Consider the following 17,543-nt stretch of genomic DNA (forward strand, 5'->3'; position numbering starts at 1 on the left):
GGCGGCGGGAGGAACGGCACGGCTATGCCGGCATTGTCCCCGGCGAACGTCCTCCAGGTTGCGTCACGAACGGTCCCGGCACGATGAAGGCGGGTACGAGCATTCCGGGACCGGCGCCGACCGGCGCCGCGCCCGCTCGCAGGAACCATACGGGCTACAACAACCGCGACGCCATCAGGCTGCTTTTCATCCTGGCCCTTGGCAGCGAACCGGTTGACCCCGCGCGGGCCAGTCCGGGCGATCCCCGGGTGTTCCGCGGCGAGAAGCGGGCGATGGCCATGGACTTCCTCGTCCGCTACCCGGACTACCTGGCCGATGCGCTGTTGGAACTGTACGAGACCGAGCGCACTCCGTCGCTGCTCTCGCAGGCCGAGGCGATCTTCGATGCCGACGAGCCCAGCGAAAGGCTGGTGGGCATGGTCCGCTGGCACCGGGGGGCCTTCCAGAACATCGAGACAGCCCTGTCCATCCTCCGCGCCTACGGGATGGTGACGCCGTTGCGTCAGACGGGCGGCCACCGCCGGCACGATTTCCGCATCGAGCCGCCGGCGTTCCCGTTCATGGAGGACGTGATCCGGCAGCAACCGTCGCTGGCTTGGTATCGGGACAGGGCCGGTCTGGTTTCGACGCTCGCCGGCCTGCGCAGCGGGTCCAGCCTCAAGGACGATCAGTACCTCCACCGGGAATACAGGGATGCGCCGCTTGGCACCGAGATCCCGTCCATCAAGGACCGGGTCCTGGCCCGCATCCGGCGGCTGAGGGCCGAGGCATGACGACGACGCCGACGAACGCCGACGACTGGGTCGGGCTGATTGCGGCGAAGGCCAAGGTCTCGCTGGAGGAGGTCCAGGCGGTCCTCGATCGCCACGGCATCGTGCCCCAGTCGGCCCTGCCACGCCGCCGCCAGCTTCGCGTCGCGTGGATCTCGCTCGCCGGGCGCAAGCAGGGCACCGACGATGACGGCGACATCGACTTCCGCTGGCCCGAGGGCGACGGCGAGATGGGTCCGGGGCTCTGGGCCTTCCTGTCGGACAGGAACTCCCGGGGCAAGTCGAGCCTGCTCAACCTCGTCCAGGCGGCGCTTCGCGGCGAATTCCCGGGCATCGTGAAACCGGATGTCTGGGGCTGGCTGAGCCTCGTCGAGGTGGCGTTCCGCGTGGACGCGACCCTGTATCGCGTAAGGGTCGAGAAGGAGGCGGGCGAGGTCGATCCGCGCTCGGCGCGGGGGACGCTCTCGCGCGAGGACGGCGACGGCCGCATCGACCTCTATGCCGGGACGGCCGACAAGCCCTTCGAGAAGGCCGTGGCCGACAACATGATGGAGGAGTTCGGCTTCGGCTCCTTCCACGCCTACAACAGGATGCACGGTCCGCGCACCCACGGCTGGAACGCCATCGCCACCTCGTTCTTCGTCCACGGCCCCGGCACGGCCGTCTTCGGCAACGTCGTCCGCGACGGCGTTCCCCTGCGCCTGCTGCAGATGTTCATGGGCCTGCCGTGGATCACCACTTTCACGGCGGCGTCGACGGCGTTGAAGAAGGTCGGCGCCGAGGGCTCGAAGGCTCCGTCGGGCGAGCCCACCGGGGGCCGGCTGGCCGAGCGCCTCAAGGCGGCCGAGCAGGAACTGCGCGACCTGCGTTCCCGCAGCGGGTCGCGGGTGGACCGGCCGCGTCTTCGTATGGACCTCGTGACCCGCGATAGGGATACGATGGCGCTTCGCACGGCGGCCGTCGCCGCGCAGGAACGCGTCGACGCCCTCGACCGGCAGGCCGCCGCGGCGCGGGAGTCCGTTGCCGAGCTGAAGCGGACCCTGCAGCAGATGCGGGACGAGGCAGCGGCGGGCATGGTGTTCCGACGGCTTCGGCCGGTGTGCTGCCCGTCCTGCGACAACGGCATCGACGTCAAACGGTACGACACCGCGGAGGACGGGGGCACGTGCGCCCTCTGCGGCGAGAGGCATGTCGAGGGTGAGGAGGACGGCCCTCGCATCGACGACCTCCAGGCCGACGTGCACGAGGCGGAGCAGGTTTTGGCCCGCCTGAACGCGGAGCTCGCGGCCGCGCGTAGGCGCCTCCGCGAGGCCGAGACGGCCCGCGACGACAATCAGGCGCGCATCGGGGAGATCGCGGCGGAGCTCGCCTCGGCCGAGGACCCGGACGCGGAATTCCGCATGAGGGCCCTTGAGGCGCAGGCCGAGCAGTTGAGGGAGATCATCGCGGAGGCGGCGGCACCGGAGAAGACGGCCGCCGCCGACGATGCCTCGGTCCTGCGCCAGGTCGAGAAGGTCACGAAGGAGTTGTTCGAGGACCTGCAACGGGACGTCCTTAAGGAGGTCTCGGACGAGGTCGCCGCCCTCTCCCAACGCTTCGGTGTCCAGCACGTCGAGAGCATGAGCTGGTCCGGGAACAACGTCCTCGCTATCCGGCAGGGAGGGGCGGACCTCACATTCTCGGACCTGTCGCCCGGCGAGAACCTTAGGGTGCGCATCGCCGCTGCCCTGGCGGTCGTCGCCGTGGCACGCCGGCGGCGCTTCGGCCGGTATCCCGGCCTGCTCGTCCTCGACAGCCCGCGGTCGCAGGAGATGACCGACGACGATTTCGCCGCATTGATGGAGCGCGTGCAGGAGGTCATCACCGAGACCGGTGACACCCAGGTCATCGTCGGCGCCGCCACGAAGCCCACGCTGCTGGGAGTTGTCCCAGGCCAGCAAACGCTCCACGCTGACGGCGGCCGATTCCTTTTCTAAGGCGGGTACTAAGGTGGCGGAGGACGTTCTACGACGGCTTCTTGCCCGGGACGACGCCGAACCCGCCGACCTGTCGTCGGTCCCGCCCGGCAGGTTGCGCGAGGCCGTCCGCGCGATGGGCCGGGGCGTCGAGGGCGCCGACCTGTTCGTCGCGCTGGCCTCGCATCCCGATGCCGAGAAGGCGGCCCCGGCCGCGGTCGAGATCGTCCGGGAGGCCGGCGACGTCATCGCGATGGCCGGCATCGCCGCGTGGCTCGGCCATGGCGGTCGGTTGCGTCCGGAGGCGGCGGGCGTGCTCGGGCGCGCGTTCCTTGAGCGTGCCGGGGACCGCGCCAGCGATTACGGCGCGCGGTCCCAAGCGCTGAAGGCGGCGATGATCCTCGCGCAGTCGGACCGCGCCCTGCTGCGGCGGCTCCAGGCGGAGATGATCGAGCTCGACCCAGCGGACGATGGCGACTTCCTGCGCCATGCGGCCAACGTCACGGGCGCGCTCCTCGCACGGGAGCCGGACCCGGACCTGCACGCGGTGTTGGGCAAGCTGCTCGACGTCGAGGAGGCCGAGGACGAGGCCGCCATGGAGCTCGGGCTCGACGCGCTCCGCGCCGGCCTCGACGCCACGACGGAGGACGACGCGCTCCGGTCGTTCCGGGAAGCCCGGGACTGGTTCGGGCGGTCCGAGGCGACGAGCGAGGAGCGCCCGGACGCACAGCTCTATCGCCGCTGCCTGGACATGCTGGTCGCGTTCCAGGCCGGCCAGCCCCAAGGCGATGTCCGTTCCGGCATCGACGGCATCAAGGAGGCCGCCTTCGCGTACACGGCCTACCTCTCGCCCTCCGACCGGCCCGAGGAGACGTCTTCCTGGCTCGGCGCCAGGAGCCGGGAGCGGGTCCACTGGTCGACGCTCGCGCTCCGGCTGGGCGCCCTCGACACCAGTCTGGCGAAACGGGCCTGGCTCAACGCCGCCGCCGTCATCCAGGACGAGTTGGTCTCCGTCTACTCGGCGAGCCGCAGCATCATGGTGCGCGGCGCGGACGGGGGCCTTGAGGCCGTGCTGCAGCCCAGGATCGTCGGTGCCCTGCAAAGTGAGCTGCATTCCCTGGATACCCTCGACCAGTGGATCGAGGAGAACTCGGGGTCGGGGCTCCTGCCCGATGTCGCGGGGCTGCGCGCCCGGGTGGCCGCCGCCCGCGAGGGTGTCGTCGCCCACCGCCCTACTGAGGCGGCGCCCGGGAGCTCACCGGCCGCCGCCATCCTGGAGAGCATTCCCGAGGCGGGCCGGGCATCGGCGATGGCGCGCGTCGCCGGCGCCATGATGACGTTGGTCGGCGAGAGCATGTCCGCCGTGGTGTCGGACCTGTACGACGACATGATCAAGGACTTGGGCAGGAACGAGCACTTCCGCAGGTATCCGGAGGCTCGCGCCCTGTTCGAGGTCGCCCTGTGGCTGACCTTGCAGTTCGTGGTCCAGCGGAGCAACGCCGGCACCAGCACCTATAAGCGGGGCAAGTACCTGTTCGAGCGGGACCCGGCCAAGCTGCCGAAGGAGGAGGTCCTCCAGGAGAACTACCTCGACTTCCTGTGGGGCTCGCCCTCCGCGGGCATCCTGGGGGCCGAGGCCAGCGACATCGCCGGGGGCCGCGTCGACGTCCTGTTCAAGCACATGCGCTTCACCTTCGTGGCAGAGCTCAAGAAAACGGACCGCAAGCTTACGAACGCGCAGGTCGTGGCGGAGTACGGCCTCCAGGAGGTGGCCTACGGCGTGACGAACCTCTCCTTCGGCATCCTGATGATGCTCGACCTTCACGACCTGGGAGGCGGGCAGCCGGACATTTCCGAGCGTGTCTCCGTCCACCACGTCACGCCTCCATGGGGGACGACGGAGCACGCCGTCGTGCTCTTTCGGGTCCAGGGACGCCGTAAGACGCCCTCCAAGCTTTGAGGTTACCGAAAGCCCCTTGAAAGCAAGCGGCCCCGGGGCGGTACGTGCTTCCCCCACTTTCCGTTACACAACCAACCCGTCCGCGTTACAGACCACCCGAGTAACGGGGCGCTCCTCTACTGCACGAACGCTCGGCTGCAGGGGCGGCGATAGTCGCAGGTTACGTACTCCCGGCCAGGGAAGCGTTTACCGAGGCGCGAAACGAGGGGTTGTCACGATTCGTCGGATGGCGATCTCATGTCTCCAGACACGGAGGCCGCCATGCACGCACACGACATCGTCCAGCCGCTCGACGCCGGCCTGCAGCGCCTCGCCGGCGTGGCCTTCACATTGCACCAGGATCGCATCCAGGCCCGTCAGGAGGCCGCATACGAGCAGCGCGAGCGGAACCTCGGCGCCGTCGGCAAGGTGGCCGCCCGGGTCCGCGAGGATGCGAACACAATCGCCGCGCTGCAGGCCGAGGTCGCTAAGCTGCGCGCAGAGAGCGATCAGTGGCGCGTGCGGGCCCTCGGTGCGGAGGGGCGCCTGGAGGACGTCGCTGGTGCGCTCCGGACGCTGAGGGGTTCGCGCCGCGCGGCATGACGTCGGCACGTGTGCGCACACTGTCGTGCGCAGAGAGGCTGACAAGTTGTGCACGGGGCAAGGCACAAGCCCTCGAAGCAAGAATTCACACAAAAAAGAAGGGCCGCCCCGGCATCCGGGGCGGCCCTGTTCGTTTGCGGTGGCTGAGGCTGTCAGGCGGCCTTGAGGCCCACCGGCTCGGGCTGGTCATCGATGAGGTCCTGCAGGATCGCGAGGGCGGTCTCCCGGGGCGTCTCCTCGCAGACAGGGACCGGCCCAACGTCGGCCTTCACGATCTTGCCGATGTACCGGATTTCACCTCCGATCTTCGCGAACCCGGGCTCAACGCGGGTTTCCCGGCAGAGCGGTAGTTCAGGAATCGCCCTGACGCCCAGGGCGTGCTCGCCGATGCGCTTCGGGCCGTGCTGTGTCAGGCGGAGGAGATCGGCGTCGGACAGCTTGCCGATCCACTTCACGATGTCATCCGGGATTTCGGCCATCGAGGGCGCCGGGTGACGTCCGTCGGACGCCTTCGAGAGCGCGTGGTCGAAGAGCCACTGTCCGACGTCGACGCTGACGAGCGGCAGGGGCGCGCCCCCGTCGGCGGGGGGCGTCGCCGCGACCCGGTCCAGGGCGTCCTCGACCTCGTCGACGGCGGGCGCGGGGAACAGGTTCGGCAGGAGGCTCTTCGTCACCCACCGGCCGGCCTCCCAGACTACCTGTGTCATGGCCGCCATTGCCGCGATGACCGCTCTCATCATCCTACCGAGTGTGCGCATCTAACTGTCCCTTCCCGTTCGTACGTGGTCCCGCTCTCGATTGTCTCCGCACGCACGCATCCCACCAGGGGCGCGCGTACGGATTTTTCAGGGCCCCCAGATCCTCGCCGCGGCGGCCTGCGCCTCCGGGGTGTCCGACCGGGCGATAGGGAGGCCGGCACCGGTCATCTCGGCGTAGGAGGGCGCCCGGGCCCATACCTGCTTGGCGGTCGCTCGCTCGACCACGGCCCAGTAGCCCGACCACTCCACGACGGTCTCGCTTTCGTAGCCGTGGCCTTCGCGCATCCGGAGCCGAGTGGTTTCCAGGCTGAGCCCGGCGGCGAGGGCGAGGCGGCGGTGGAGGCGCGCCTCCGCCCCCGCGGGGTCTAGCTCATCGGCGGCGGCGTCCATCGGCACGTGCGCGAGGGAGCCGTCGGCCCCGAGGCGATGGACGACGTGCGATGCACCCCAGTAGCCGGCGCCCCGGGATGACGTCCCGGCCGGCGTCGAGACGAGCAGCGTGCCGGGCGCGGCGTCGACCTCGTGGACCGCGATCATGTCCAGACCGCTCGCTTCGTATCGGACAGGTCGCTGTGGATAACTGTTCGCGACGTGGCCGGTCGAGCGGTCGGCGAGCTCGGCGCCCCAGAGCCAGCGCGCGGCGTTCATGCGGACGGTGATCATCCGACGTTTATAGCCAAGGCACTGGCCGATAACAAGCAATCACAGTCGTTAACCACGATGGCCCGCCGCCCTTGCACGGAATAAGTGGTATCAAAAATCCACCAGAAACACTACCTTTGACGTGTTTATGGTTCTTATATTCGAGATGCTGCCCGAACTATTGTGGTCGAGCACCTCGGCGCGCATATTGTCGTCGTCACGACTTCAAGGGGCGCGCGGGGGCAGGGGCAAGAACAGCAAGGGCGTTGTCGAGCGTGTCGGTGCGGGAGCGCCTCGTGCACGCCTGCGCGGCGGTCGGCGGTCAGCGGCGGTGGGCCCGGATGCACTCCGTGTCGCCCTCCTACGTCGGCGCCGTCGTCTCCGGCGATGCCGAGCCCGGCCCGAAGATTTTGAGCGCCCTCGGCCTGCGTCGTGACGAGCCGACTTACCGTGCCGTCGAGGAGCCCACCGATGCAGACCAGTAAGCCGCCCCGCCCGGCGGCGTCCTATCGCGCCGAGCGGAAAGCCGCCGCGCGCATGCTCGCCAAGGTCAACAAGGTACAGGGCGCGCCGAGCCGCCAAGTCGCCCGCGACGTCGAGCGGTTCGAGGCCATGCGCCGCGTGTCCCGCGCCGCCGTCCACGGAGGGCAGGCCTGATGCGCACCGCCTTCGGTGACGGCCTCGTGACGCTCGACGCCCGCGAGACCCGCGCCCGCCTCGCCGAGGCCATGGCGGCGGCCAAGGCGCATCCGGCCTTCGCGGCGGGCCCGCGGTCCAAGTCGCTGCAGGATGCCGTCGGCGCGGTCGAGCGCGGGCTCATGATGGCGAGCAGGGAGGCGATCCACGCCCTGGACGTCGCCCTCGCGGAGGCCGACCGGCCGCCCACCGCAACCACGACCGCCGAGGCCCACGCGCAGATCGTCGAGGACCTCGACCGGGACCCCCCGCCGGCCCCGTCGCGGTCCGGCCCCCCGCTGCCGCCGCTCGGCCGGGGTCGCGTCCTCGTCCCCCCGCCGCGTCCCCGTCCCCAGCACCCGAGGCAGTCATGACCCTCATGTTCGATTTCCCGGAGGCGCCCGTCCCCGCCGAGCTCCCCGCCGGCCACGTTTGGGACCTCTCGGGCTTCAACCGCCGCGGACCCACGATGACCGCCCTGGCGCATGTCGAGTGCGGCCCGGGGGTCGTCATCCCGCACCGCCTCCGCGCATGCGCCGACGACCTCCCGCTGATGAACCTGGGCGCGCTCCGCATCCGCGGGCGGGCGGTCGTCGTCGGGGAATGGGAGCCGGTCCCGGACGGCGAGATCTGCATCGGCACGCTCCTGCGCCCGACGCTCCTCGGCGCCCCCGAGACCGTCGAGCTCACCGATTTCCTACCCCGGGTCCGCACCGCGGCCTGAGGGGTCCGTCGACGCGTCAGGCGGTCAGTGGCGCCCCACACCAGAAATGACCCCCATCCAGTCCAGAGGCAGACAGTGACCAAGCGCAAGAGAGTCCACCCCCTCACGAAGAAGGCCCCCGCGACGGTCCAGCCGGACGGCAGCTTCAGGCCGACCTGGCAGTACCGGGACGTCGACATCGTCGGCAGCGGCCGGAAGGGCTTCCGGATCAAGATCCGCTCCAGGCCGACGTGCGTCACGATGGGCGAGGCCATGGACCGTGTGGACAGCTACCACCGGCGACGCGCCGGTCAGGCCCGCAAGAACGTGATGCGGATGCTGAAGGTGGCGATGCTGCCGATGGACATCGGGTTAGCCAGCGAGGCCGAGATCGAAAGGTTCGTCGAGATGGGCCTCGTCCGATCCCGGGCGCCCGGACAGGTCTACTCGGCCACGCTCGGCTACAGCATCGGGCCAGTCTCAGTCCACACCGTCATCCGTCGCGCGATCCTGGAGGCGTGCATCGCAGCCAGCGCGGGAGAGAGCGTCAATTACGGCGTGACCGCCGACGAGCTCATCCGGGACCTCTCCGACGCCGGGTTCGAGATCGTCCCCAAGGCGACCGTCACCGCCGCGGCCTGATCGCCACCGTCGCGCGCCAGGCGGCAGTGGCGCCCCCGATCATTGAGCATCCCCCAGAACAGGAGAGCGTCCCATGCGGCGCAGCACCAGCGAGTTCAGGACCCAGTTCACCGCCTACGACCGTGCAACCGCCGTCATCCACACGGTCGACGACGCCGAAATCGTCATCGTCGAGGCCATCAAGGGTTCGATGAACCGCACCCGCGATATGAAGGAGCAGGCGCACGAGATCACGCAAGCCCTCGACACCGCCGGGTTCGAGATCCGGTACCGCCCCCTCGGCATCCTGCCTGACGAGGATGCCGCTCGGTACGGCAAGGCCCCAACGGAGGTTGCACGCCAGGAGGAAGCCGAGCGTCAGCGCGCCGTCGAACTCGGGCTCACCCCGCCGGCCGGGAGCGCGGCCCGCGTCGGCGAGGCGCGCCGGACCGGTGACTGGAGCAAGGTCTCCGACGCCGACTGGAAGGCCTGGGTGGACGTCCTGCGCCAGAGCAATCCAGCGGCCGCGGCGGAGTTCCTACCGACCTACCAGGACCTAGCCGGCCTCCATGGCCTGTACGTCCGGGGAGACGGTACGGTGAAGCGGCTGGACAGGGCGGCCTTCGATGCCGGTGTTCTCGGCATCATCGAGCGGGACTTAAAGCCTGACGAGGACGCCCCCGGCTACCTCAAGGCCGTCCGCCTCCTGCGGGGGGCGCTCCCGCGGTCAAGGAGATCGACGACGCCCTTGGCGGCGCGTCCCCGGACGGTTCCCAGGGTAACGTCTGGGCGCTCCGCCAGCGCATCGTCGACCGTCGCCCGCCCGCCGGACCGTTCTGGGGCGAGCCCGAGCGTGCGCCGGACGAGCCCGCGGCCGAGCCCAAGGTGAAGGCCGGGAGGGTCGTCGTCCTCGACGAGGCGGGCGAGCGCAAGCTCCAGGACCTCCTCGCCGGCAAGGCAGTCCCCACCGGCCGGCTCGTCGAGGTGACCTACCTGATGCCGAACGGGACCAAGAAGACCGTGCGGCACGCCGAGTTCGGGAAGCTGGATTCGTTGTCGTACGACCCGTCGCTGCCCGCGGGGGCGCACATCGAGGGGGCCCGGGTGCTGAGCGCCAGGGCGACGGTGAAGCTGGAGCCTGGTCGGCGGGTCGGAGCCGGAGTGCACGACCGCGAGGGCGCCGAGGGTGCCGAGGTCCTCGGCGTGTTCTGGACGGACGGGGTCGTCAGCTTCTCCGGCGACGGCGACAAGATCAGAGCGTTCCGTGACATGGCCGCCAGGGTCGCCGGCGGGGGCTCCATCAACGTGGGCGTTGAACCGGGCAAGCTCTATGGCACGCCCTCTGACGGAGCCGAATTCCGCGCCCTACTCGCCCGCCTGATCGCCATGCCGGACACGGAGGCCTCCGCCTGATGCGCGCCCTCCTCACCCTCACAGTGGGCGGCCCCGTGCGGGTCGCCACCACCGCGTTGGCCATCGTGGTCATCGCGGCGGTCGCCTCCGGCTCCGGATGGGACCTCCTCCGCGCGGCCTGGATGATGAGCCTCGCCGCGAGCGGGTTCACGCTCCTCTACGCCGTCCTGGCCCTCGTCGCGGCCGCCACGGGCGCCTGCGACGAGACCCCCGCCCCCGCGTCGGAGGAGGCCGACCGTGGCTGATCTCGCCGGCGCCCCCCAACCCTCGCTCCCCGACATCGCCGGCGCCGCATGGATCGAGGCACGCTACGACCACGGCACGATGCCCGAGGCCGCATTCCGGGTCATCGACGCTACCCGGCCGCCCGCCAGGCGGGCGCCGCCCCGTACCCCCACCGCCATGGAGGCCGCGTTCGCGCGCGCCCGCTCGTCCCGTTAGGAGCACCGATGCGTCTCGTCTCCCCCTCCGCCTTCCGCCGAAGCTGCCCCCCGTCGCCCGAGGGGCTTGCGCCGTCGTGAACCAAGTCGAGGGCGCTCTGCCGGTACCGGTCGCCCCCGCGCCGGCCGCGGACGCCCCGCTGCCGGAGGTCCTGGCCGTCGAGGCGGCCGCCCTGGCGGAAGTCGCCGATCCCGCCGTCCTGGCCGCGGCCCGGCGGGAGGCACGGGCGGCGTCGCTCGTGGCGGACCTCGACGCCGTCATCGCGAGCAACCCTCTCGGCGAGACCGTGCTGATGATCGGGCTGCAGCCGGCCAAGCCGCACGAACGGTCGGAGGCCCTCGGGCGCCGGGGTGCCCGGTGCGCGGGCTCAGCAGCCCGGCTCAGGGCATACCTTCGCGACTATGAGCACCCCCGGCACGCGGAGCTCGTCGACCTGCATGACCGCCTCTACGCCGAGGGCCGACGTCTGATGGACGAATCGCGAGGGCTCCCCGGCTAAGGGGCGCTTGTCGATTGCAACGCGACCCGTAGCATGGACCCGTGAGCAGGCATCGCCGCTCCTCGCCAGGGAAACCGCGACCATGACCGTGAAGACCGCCACCCGCAGCCGCACCCCCCTCACCGACGCCATCGAGGCCCGCATGGCCGAGGGCGGCCCCCGCCGACCCTTCGAGTACCCCAAGAGCGAGGCGGCGCTGGAGATCGAGAGCTACCTCCCCGAGCCGTATGTCCTGAAGACCACCCGGGGGCGCCCCGTGGCGATCTGGCGGTCGGACGACCTCGGCGAGGTCTGCGTGCTCCTCGGCGTCGACCAACTGCCCCGCGATTTCGTGCGGCAACTCGTGTTGATGCACGTCGCCGGCGTGAAGGAGGGACGTCGCGTCGAGAAGGTCCGCCGGCGCCATAAGGATTTCGCGGGGGCCGCCGAGCCGGCCGACGAGGAAGCCGCTGCGGCTCCAGGCATGCGCTGATGCGCGATCCCGATCTCCTGCGCCGGGCCGGCGAGGCCCTGTACGGTGACGGCGACTGGCGGCGCCCCATGGCCCGCCTCCTCGGTCCGCATCATCCCGACGGCCCCCGGGACGAGGTCGACCCCCGCTCCGTGTCGCGCTGGTCGAACGGGGGTCGGGAGATCCCCGACTGGATCTGGCCGGTCCTGGCCCGGCTCCTGCGGGAGCGGGCCGCCGACGCCGCCGAGGTCGCGCGGGACATAGAGGGCGCTTAACCGAAAGGGCCCCCGGATCGCTCCGGGGGCCCTTCTCTCATTCCGCGTCGTCCTCGTCCCCGTCGTCGCCCTCCGGCCGGAGCCGTTCCTCCGGGAGGGGCCAGTCCTTGATCCGCACCAGGATCTCCTCCAGCGACGTCGGGCGGTACCCCCAGACGTCGACGCCCGCGTCGCAGGACTGGGACGTCCCGCTGAACGCTCCATGGACGTGCCCGTGCAGGTGCAGGCTGCCATGGTAGGCGCCGTCCCAGGACCGCATCGGGTAATGATCAAGAATGATCCTGTGGCCACCGAGGTGGACCTTCAGCCGCTCGTGGATGCTATCCCAGGGCAGGACCAAGGTCCGGCGATGGTCGTGATTGCCCTTGATCAGGACCTTTCGGCCGTTGAGCTTGGCGAAGATCTCCGCGCAGCGTTCCGGGCTCGCCTTATAGGCGAAGTCGCCGAGATGATAGATGGTGTCCCGCCGCCCGACCGTGGCGTTCCAGGCGTCGATCATCAGCCGGTCCATCTCCTCGACGTCGCGGAACGGGCGGCCGGAATGGTCGATGGAGCCGCGGTGCCCGAAATGCGTGTCCGCGGTGAAGAGCACGCGGCCGGCCGGGTGGTGCGGGTCGAAAGCCTTCGTGGTCATGGCAGCCTCCGTGAAGGGGGGCTGCGCGCGCGGCGTCACGCCCCCGGGGGTGTCGGTTGGTTCCTGAAGGGGGGCGCTATTCGGCGTTTCACGGAGGCCTCTCGGGCGGGATCGAATCGCGAGGATCGCAGCTCGTGGCGGCGGGTCAACCGGGCTGGGGACGCGACCCTGTGCGATGGTGAAGGAACGGTGAAGGCGGGCCGCCGGCCGAGGGCTCACCGGTTGCACATAAGGGCGTCGGACCGGCCCGAAACCGGCATACGTTGAACGTAGCGAGGCCCTAAGCGTCATATCCTCCGCATAAGGCCATCCCGTTGAAACCCGCTCTGCATGTTCCTATTTCGTTCTCAACGCGGAGACGGTTGATGGACAGTTACGAATGGATCGCCGAAGCGGCCGCTGAGGAGCGCGACGCCATCGCCCGGGCCCTCGCCGAGGACCTCGCGGAGGCCTCCGGCCGCGGTGGGAGGGGATTCGTGCGGGCCGAGCGCCCGTCGGACCTCGCCAGGGCGCTGGGCCGGGACCGGCACGCTCAGGCGGCCCGGCGCACGTCCAGGGCCGCCTTCTCGGCCTCGTAGGCCTCCAGCACCGCGGCGACCCAAACCGCCATGCCCTCGCCCTTGAGGTCGAGGCGCTGGCTGTGGATGTAGTGCCGGAGCGTGATGGCCTGGGCGAGCTCGCGCTCCTGCCCGGGCTCGCCCTTCGCCGACGGCGGCCGGTGCGCTAGGATCGCCGAGGCCGCGCCGCCCAGCCGCTCCATGTCGAGGTAGGCGGCCATGGTCCGGCGGACGTCGTGTGGGGTCCACGGGCGGATGCCGTTCTGATCGAACAGGTCCGCCTCGGGGCGCAGCGTCACCCCGCCGTTCCGACCGGCCTTCGCCTTCCCCTGAAGCCGGTCGAACCACTGCGTCAGCCCGACCGGCGTCACCGCCTTGCCCGGGACGCGGGACGGGAACAGGAACCGCGACGTCGGATCGACGCGGTGGCGCCGGATGACGGCCAGGGCCTCGGGCGGGACCGGGATGGCGTGCGGGGTCTTCCCCTTCATCTCCGCCGCCGTCCACGTCCAGACTTCCCAGCCGGGCCGCTCCGGCCACGCCCGCGTCGTCGCCCGCAGCGTCCCCGTCAGGGCCCCGGCGCGCTGGCCCGTGAACACCACCGCGAACAGCGCCGCCAGCATTCCCGGGGCGGTCTCCTTAGCCGTCCCGCCCAGCGCCCGGTGCCGCTCCGCCAGGACGAGGGTGCGGGCGAGCTCGGGAAGGGTCGGCGTCCGGTCCCGAGGCTTAGAGGACCATTCCGTCGTCAGCCGCTCGCGCCACCAGGGGAACTCGACGGTTGTCAGGCCAGCCCGCGGGGCGTGGTGCTTCCAGGCCCAGTCCAGCGCCGCCTTGATCGCCTCGACCGTTTCCGCCGCGGCCGACGGCGACCGCTCCCGGTGCACGCGGTCCCGGACGCGGACGAGATGGTCAAGGGTGACGGACACGACGTCGACCCGCGCGAGGCTACCTTCGGCCGTTCGGCGGAGGTGGCGCTCGTACTGCTGGGCCCAGCGCCCCTTCAGCGTCGGCAGCTTGGTCTCCAGGAACAGGTCGACCAGGTCTCCCCATTGCCAGGGCCCGTTGAGCCGCCGCTCCTCCTCGGTCAGCTCGGCGAGCTCCACCGGGAATGCGGCGTCGACGGCGTCGGCGGCCGAGAGCCCGCGCCGGTGCGCCTCTCGGTAGACCTGCAGCCCCAGCCGGGGGTCCCGGCCCGTCTTCGCCGACGTCCGCGCCTGGTCAGCCGCGACCCGCGCCGCGGCCACCGTCAGGTCGGCCATGTCGCCGAGTGTGACGGAGCTCGTCCGGGTCTTGAGCAGCCACTTCCCCGACCGGCGCCGGACGCGCAGCACGAGCCCCTGGCAGAGGGTGTCGGAGAGCTCCAGGCCGGTCTCCTGCAGGGCGTCCCGCGCGATCAGGCCTTGGGCCCGGCGCACGTGGGCCTGGGTCAGCCGGTCCTTCTCCCGCGTGAAAGTTTCCTTGCCCGCCATCGACGCCTCCGTGCCGCGTACCACGGGCGTACCACGCCCAACCGCGAACGCCCAGGCAAGTCACCCTGGGGCGGAAAGGGGCGGAAAGCTGTGTGACATCAATGGCCCGGTTAACGGTGGATTGCTGCAGTCGCAGCATCCGGGGATGTGCTATTCAGCTTCCCAAGCTGAATGTCGTCGGTTCGATCCCGATCGCCCGCTCCAGTCTACCGAGCTTCGTCGCCTGACGCGATGTTGTCCTCATCGAAGAATTCTGCCCGTTGCGTCTTTCCGTGGCTCGGCCGGCGCGCCAGTGGCGTTCTATTCACCCGTCTAAAGACGTGTCAGCCGCAGGCGCCAAGCCGCGTCGTAGGGTGCCGCCCGTTTCGCCTCGGGCGAATCCGCGGGTTCGAGGGGCGAGCTGTGCTCGAGCAGGGCTCGGTCGCCCGGTTCTTCCTGCGTCAGCACGCAACCGCCCAGGATCGATGCAAGCGTCCAGACCAGGACGAACTTGCAGAGCCAAATCCGGAAAAGCCGCGATCCCGCCGCCATGCCTCGGCCGACAGTGCCGGAACCGAACCGGGCGCGGTGCGACCGGACCGGTCCCCAGATTTGCCCCGCGATGTGAACAAGCGCGTGCAAGTTGTCGGCCTCCGGCGCACGGCGGCCCCTTAGGCTGCTGCCCGCCCCTCGCTGGGGAGCAGCTCCCGGCTCGCCTGCTCGATGCGCACCAGCCAGCCCTCAGCGATCTCGGCGCGGCGCTCGGCCGCCTGGACCCGCGTCTCCATTGCTTGCAGCCGGGCGGATGCCTCCGCCTGAACCCTGCCGACCTGCGCCTCGGCGCGGGCGCGGAGCTCGCCGGCCTTGGCATCCGCCTGGGCCTGGATCTCGCGGACCAGCCCCTCCAAGGCACGGACCTCCTGTTGCGACCGCTTCAGTTCCTGCAGCAGGGTATCCTGCTCGGCGGCCTGCTCACGCAGACGCGCCTCCTGCTGCTGAGCCGCACTCTTGGCGGCGGTGAGGGTGTCGAGCACGCCGGTCCAGTCCGAGGCAACGCGACGTGGCACGGGTGCCGCGTCGCCCACCACAGCGAGCGTCGGAGAGGACTGGAGGGAGGCCGCCGGAGCCTTCTCCGGGCCATCCTGCCGGTGCGCAACGATATGCGCATCGAGATTGGCCCAGAACGCCTCGTCCATCGCTGGCATCGCCATTCCCTTCTACCGGTACCTGTCTCTGACGCCGCGTGCCGGGTGAGCGGAACCGGCACGATGCTTCAGACCCTGGGTTCGCATCTTCGCCCCGAAAACCCGCGGGCCGCCATTCGGGGTGATGCGCGAGACGGACGCCTAGCCGGGTCCGCCTCGGGCGTCTTGAAGGGGCTCTCAGGTCCCCGTCGCGCCGTTGCGGCGTGAGATCGGCTCGACGACGAATTCGGACTCGATTGTTTCGGCAATCCGCCGCAGCCATTCCTCGGCCGATGCGGCACGCTCCTCGGCGGCGCGGGCGCGCTCCTCCGCGGCTCGGATCAGGGTCGTGGCCTGCGCCTGAACCTCGTCGGTCCGCTGCTCGGCGGCTCGGACTTTCGCGTCGGCCTCGCGCAGGTCGGCCCGGACCTGATCGACGAGATCCTGGACGCGCAATTCGTAGTCCTGCGCGCGGTCCTCGACGGCGCGAATGTAGTGGGCGGCGCCCCGCACCCGCTCGAGCAAGCTCGACCATTTCGCGGCCGTCGGCGGCGATTGCAGGACAACGACCTTGGCCTCGGGTGCCGTGCCATCCTCGCTCGACACTGCCGCGTCAAGCGCCTCGCGCAGCCGATCAGGCTCGATCCGTCTTGACTGTTCCATGATGGATCCTGGGGCGGAAGGCGGGTGCGGTGAAGCTGGGACGTTTGTCGTCTCAGCCTTCCTGGACCTGCCCCATATGGCCGCCGAGCAGCAGCGTCTTGGCGGCCGCGTCGATCCGCGAGAGCCACTTTTCAGCGGTGTAGGCTCGCAGGTCGGCGACCCGCACCTGCTCCTCGGCTGCACGCACCCAAGCCTCCGCCTCGGCCTGGAGGGTGCGCACCCGCGCCTCTGCCTCGGCCCGGATCTCCTCCACTTGCGAATCGGCGTCCGCTTGGACGCGCTGGAGGCGGATATCGGCCCGCGTCTGAATCTCGTGGGCGCGCATCTCGGAAAGCTGCAGGCGCTGCTGGGTCTCCTTCAGCTCGCGCTGAAGAGTCTCGATCAGCACTTCGTGCGAGGCGCTCTGCTCCCGCAGACGCTTCTTCTGCTCGTCGGCGAGGCCGACCATGCCGTTGATGATGTCGAGGGTCGTCATCCAGTCCGAGACCGCGTCGGTCTGGGCTTCGGACGACATAGGACCCGATGTCGGGGCCGCGGCGGCGGCCTGGACCGGCTCGGCATCGTTGACGGCCTGCTGCGGCATCACCGCGGCGGGGGCGACTTCCTCGTCCAGGCTCAGCCGGAGGGCGGGCAGTTCGGCCGGACCGGACGTCGGTTTGAGCCTTAGGATCTCCGCAGAAGGCTTCTCGGAGATACGGTCCAGACTTTCCGCGACTTGCGTCAGGATGTGGGACCAAGAGGCTGTGGGAGCCGCGATCATGCTCATTGCTGCCTTTCTCGGGGCGAACATGGCATGATAAAGACACATACATGGTTAATGACTAGTTAATTGTGTATTAGTCCGCTAGCTTTTCATAAGTTCCTCCTAACCACAATTAATCTTCGTCGTCTCGGGCAAGGCGTGAGGTTCTCCGAGCGCCGCGAGAGTTTGCGTGACTGCCAAGGCCATATATCTCGATTAACACAGCCAATATGAAGCAATAGATGGTGGACACCCAATCTTGGAGACTGTACGATTTGAATGCCAATCCGACAAATCGGCGAAAAAAAGAATGGAGATGCCGTCTTACCGAGCGATCGACCCGCCGATAGAACTCAACCACGGCATCTATCGGCCTGATACCGGACTAACCGACTGTTGTTTGGCCATTCGCGAAACTAGATGCTGCAATCATAGATAATATCGACGGTCGGATTGGCCCGACCATCCTGAAGACCGCTCGGACGATCTCGCAAAGGACAAGCCGAGGCGGCTGCCCGACGCCGATCAAATCCACCTGCGTTCAGAACGATGCGGCACAACCGAAGGCCA

General features: G+C 69.8%; 24 protein-coding genes. 17 read left to right on the plus strand and 7 right to left on the minus strand.

The window, feature by feature from the left end:
- Positions 1-83: 83 nt before the first annotated feature.
- The 4 genes from BLQ49_RS08055 (at position 84) to BLQ49_RS08070 (ending at position 5,267) form a co-directional block, all read left to right on the plus strand.
- Positions 84-773: a hypothetical protein gene (locus BLQ49_RS08055; RefSeq protein ID WP_091714829.1), complete on the plus strand. Its 690-nt coding sequence runs from the start codon at positions 84-86 to the stop codon at positions 771-773.
- On the plus strand, positions 770-2,746 hold the full coding sequence (locus BLQ49_RS08060; RefSeq protein WP_091714831.1) for a hypothetical protein: 1,977 nt from the start codon (positions 770-772) through the stop codon (positions 2,744-2,746). Before BLQ49_RS08055 ends, BLQ49_RS08060 begins: the two co-directional genes overlap by 4 nt.
- Before the next feature lie 13 nt (positions 2,747-2,759).
- A complete protein-coding gene (locus BLQ49_RS08065) occupies positions 2,760-4,685 on the plus strand; it encodes an ATP-binding protein (protein ID WP_091714833.1) in 1,926 nt (641 codons plus the stop codon).
- A 261-nt stretch (positions 4,686-4,946) separates the two neighbouring features.
- On the plus strand, positions 4,947-5,267 hold the full coding sequence (locus BLQ49_RS08070; protein WP_091714834.1) for a hypothetical protein: 321 nt from the start codon (positions 4,947-4,949) through the stop codon (positions 5,265-5,267).
- A gap of 152 nt (positions 5,268-5,419) precedes the next feature.
- Here the strand turns inward: BLQ49_RS08070 and BLQ49_RS08075 are convergent, their stop codons facing one another.
- Both BLQ49_RS08075 and BLQ49_RS08080 read right to left on the minus strand, forming a co-directional pair.
- Positions 5,420-5,941, minus strand: coding sequence for a hypothetical protein (locus BLQ49_RS08075; protein ID WP_167627662.1), 522 nt, complete (start codon positions 5,939-5,941; stop codon positions 5,420-5,422).
- A gap of 171 nt (positions 5,942-6,112) precedes the next feature.
- Entirely contained in the window at positions 6,113-6,673 is a 561-nt protein-coding gene (locus tag BLQ49_RS08080; protein ID WP_091714838.1) for a hypothetical protein, read from the minus strand.
- Between the two features lie 275 nt (positions 6,674-6,948).
- Between BLQ49_RS08080 and BLQ49_RS08085 the strand changes: the two genes are divergently transcribed.
- From BLQ49_RS08085 to BLQ49_RS08140, 12 genes are all read left to right on the plus strand, one after another.
- Complete coding sequence (locus tag BLQ49_RS08085; protein WP_208859024.1) at positions 6,949-7,152, plus strand: hypothetical protein; 204 nt, start codon at positions 6,949-6,951, stop codon at positions 7,150-7,152.
- On the plus strand, positions 7,139-7,324 hold the full coding sequence (locus BLQ49_RS28875; RefSeq protein WP_143012226.1) for a hypothetical protein: 186 nt from the start codon (positions 7,139-7,141) through the stop codon (positions 7,322-7,324). The genes BLQ49_RS08085 and BLQ49_RS28875 overlap by 14 nt, the downstream gene beginning before the upstream one ends.
- Positions 7,324-7,716: a hypothetical protein gene (locus BLQ49_RS08090; RefSeq protein WP_091714841.1), complete on the plus strand. Its 393-nt coding sequence runs from the start codon at positions 7,324-7,326 to the stop codon at positions 7,714-7,716. Before BLQ49_RS28875 ends, BLQ49_RS08090 begins: the two co-directional genes overlap by 1 nt.
- Entirely contained in the window at positions 7,713-8,066 is a 354-nt protein-coding gene (locus tag BLQ49_RS08095; RefSeq protein WP_091714843.1) for a hypothetical protein, read from the plus strand. The genes BLQ49_RS08090 and BLQ49_RS08095 overlap by 4 nt, the downstream gene beginning before the upstream one ends.
- A 75-nt stretch (positions 8,067-8,141) precedes the next feature.
- Complete coding sequence (locus BLQ49_RS08100; protein WP_091714844.1) at positions 8,142-8,687, plus strand: hypothetical protein; 546 nt, start codon at positions 8,142-8,144, stop codon at positions 8,685-8,687.
- A gap of 73 nt (positions 8,688-8,760) precedes the next feature.
- Positions 8,761-9,555, plus strand: coding sequence for a hypothetical protein (locus BLQ49_RS08105; protein ID WP_091714846.1), 795 nt, complete (start codon positions 8,761-8,763; stop codon positions 9,553-9,555).
- On the plus strand, positions 9,552-10,079 hold the full coding sequence (locus BLQ49_RS08110; protein ID WP_091714848.1) for a hypothetical protein: 528 nt from the start codon (positions 9,552-9,554) through the stop codon (positions 10,077-10,079). The genes BLQ49_RS08105 and BLQ49_RS08110 overlap by 4 nt, the downstream gene beginning before the upstream one ends.
- Positions 10,079-10,324, plus strand: coding sequence for a hypothetical protein (locus BLQ49_RS08115; protein WP_091714850.1), 246 nt, complete (start codon positions 10,079-10,081; stop codon positions 10,322-10,324). The genes BLQ49_RS08110 and BLQ49_RS08115 overlap by 1 nt, the downstream gene beginning before the upstream one ends.
- Entirely contained in the window at positions 10,317-10,520 is a 204-nt protein-coding gene (locus BLQ49_RS08120) for a hypothetical protein (protein WP_091714852.1), read from the plus strand. Before BLQ49_RS08115 ends, BLQ49_RS08120 begins: the two co-directional genes overlap by 8 nt.
- Positions 10,521-10,596: 76 nt before the next feature.
- Positions 10,597-11,019, plus strand: a complete 423-nt coding sequence (locus BLQ49_RS29600) for a hypothetical protein (protein ID WP_167627663.1) — start codon at positions 10,597-10,599, stop codon at positions 11,017-11,019.
- 82 nt (positions 11,020-11,101) lie between these two features.
- A complete protein-coding gene (locus BLQ49_RS08135) occupies positions 11,102-11,491 on the plus strand; it encodes a hypothetical protein (RefSeq protein WP_091714857.1) in 390 nt (129 codons plus the stop codon).
- Positions 11,491-11,745: a hypothetical protein gene (locus BLQ49_RS08140; protein ID WP_091714859.1), complete on the plus strand. Its 255-nt coding sequence runs from the start codon at positions 11,491-11,493 to the stop codon at positions 11,743-11,745. Before BLQ49_RS08135 ends, BLQ49_RS08140 begins: the two co-directional genes overlap by 1 nt.
- A gap of 37 nt (positions 11,746-11,782) precedes the next feature.
- Here the strand turns inward: BLQ49_RS08140 and BLQ49_RS08145 are convergent, their stop codons facing one another.
- Positions 11,783-12,379 (minus strand): metallophosphoesterase, encoded by a 597-nt coding sequence (locus BLQ49_RS08145; RefSeq protein ID WP_091714861.1) that lies wholly within the window; start codon positions 12,377-12,379, stop codon positions 11,783-11,785.
- A 365-nt stretch (positions 12,380-12,744) separates the two neighbouring features.
- Between BLQ49_RS08145 and BLQ49_RS08150 the strand changes: the two genes are divergently transcribed.
- Positions 12,745-12,957: a hypothetical protein gene (locus BLQ49_RS08150; RefSeq protein ID WP_091714863.1), complete on the plus strand. Its 213-nt coding sequence runs from the start codon at positions 12,745-12,747 to the stop codon at positions 12,955-12,957.
- Here the strand turns inward: BLQ49_RS08150 and BLQ49_RS08155 are convergent.
- From BLQ49_RS08155 to BLQ49_RS08180, 4 genes are all read right to left on the minus strand, one after another.
- Positions 12,912-14,405, minus strand: coding sequence for an integrase arm-type DNA-binding domain-containing protein (locus BLQ49_RS08155; RefSeq protein WP_091714865.1), 1,494 nt, complete (start codon positions 14,403-14,405; stop codon positions 12,912-12,914). The genes BLQ49_RS08150 and BLQ49_RS08155 overlap by 46 nt on opposite strands.
- Positions 14,406-15,055: 650 nt before the next feature.
- The gene (locus tag BLQ49_RS08170; RefSeq protein WP_143012227.1) at positions 15,056-15,589 is read right to left on the minus strand and encodes a hypothetical protein; all 534 of its coding nucleotides are present in this window, start codon (positions 15,587-15,589) and stop codon (positions 15,056-15,058) included.
- 177 nt (positions 15,590-15,766) lie between these two features.
- Positions 15,767-16,231, minus strand: coding sequence for a hypothetical protein (locus BLQ49_RS08175; RefSeq protein WP_091714870.1), 465 nt, complete (start codon positions 16,229-16,231; stop codon positions 15,767-15,769).
- 52 nt (positions 16,232-16,283) lie between these two features.
- Positions 16,284-16,997 (minus strand): V-type ATP synthase subunit E family protein, encoded by a 714-nt coding sequence (locus tag BLQ49_RS08180; protein ID WP_244507504.1) that lies wholly within the window; start codon positions 16,995-16,997, stop codon positions 16,284-16,286.
- Positions 16,998-17,543 lie beyond the last annotated feature (546 nt).

Source organism: Methylobacterium phyllostachyos, from assembly GCF_900103445.1.
GTDB classification, from domain to species: Bacteria; Pseudomonadota; Alphaproteobacteria; order Rhizobiales; family Beijerinckiaceae; genus Methylobacterium; species Methylobacterium phyllostachyos.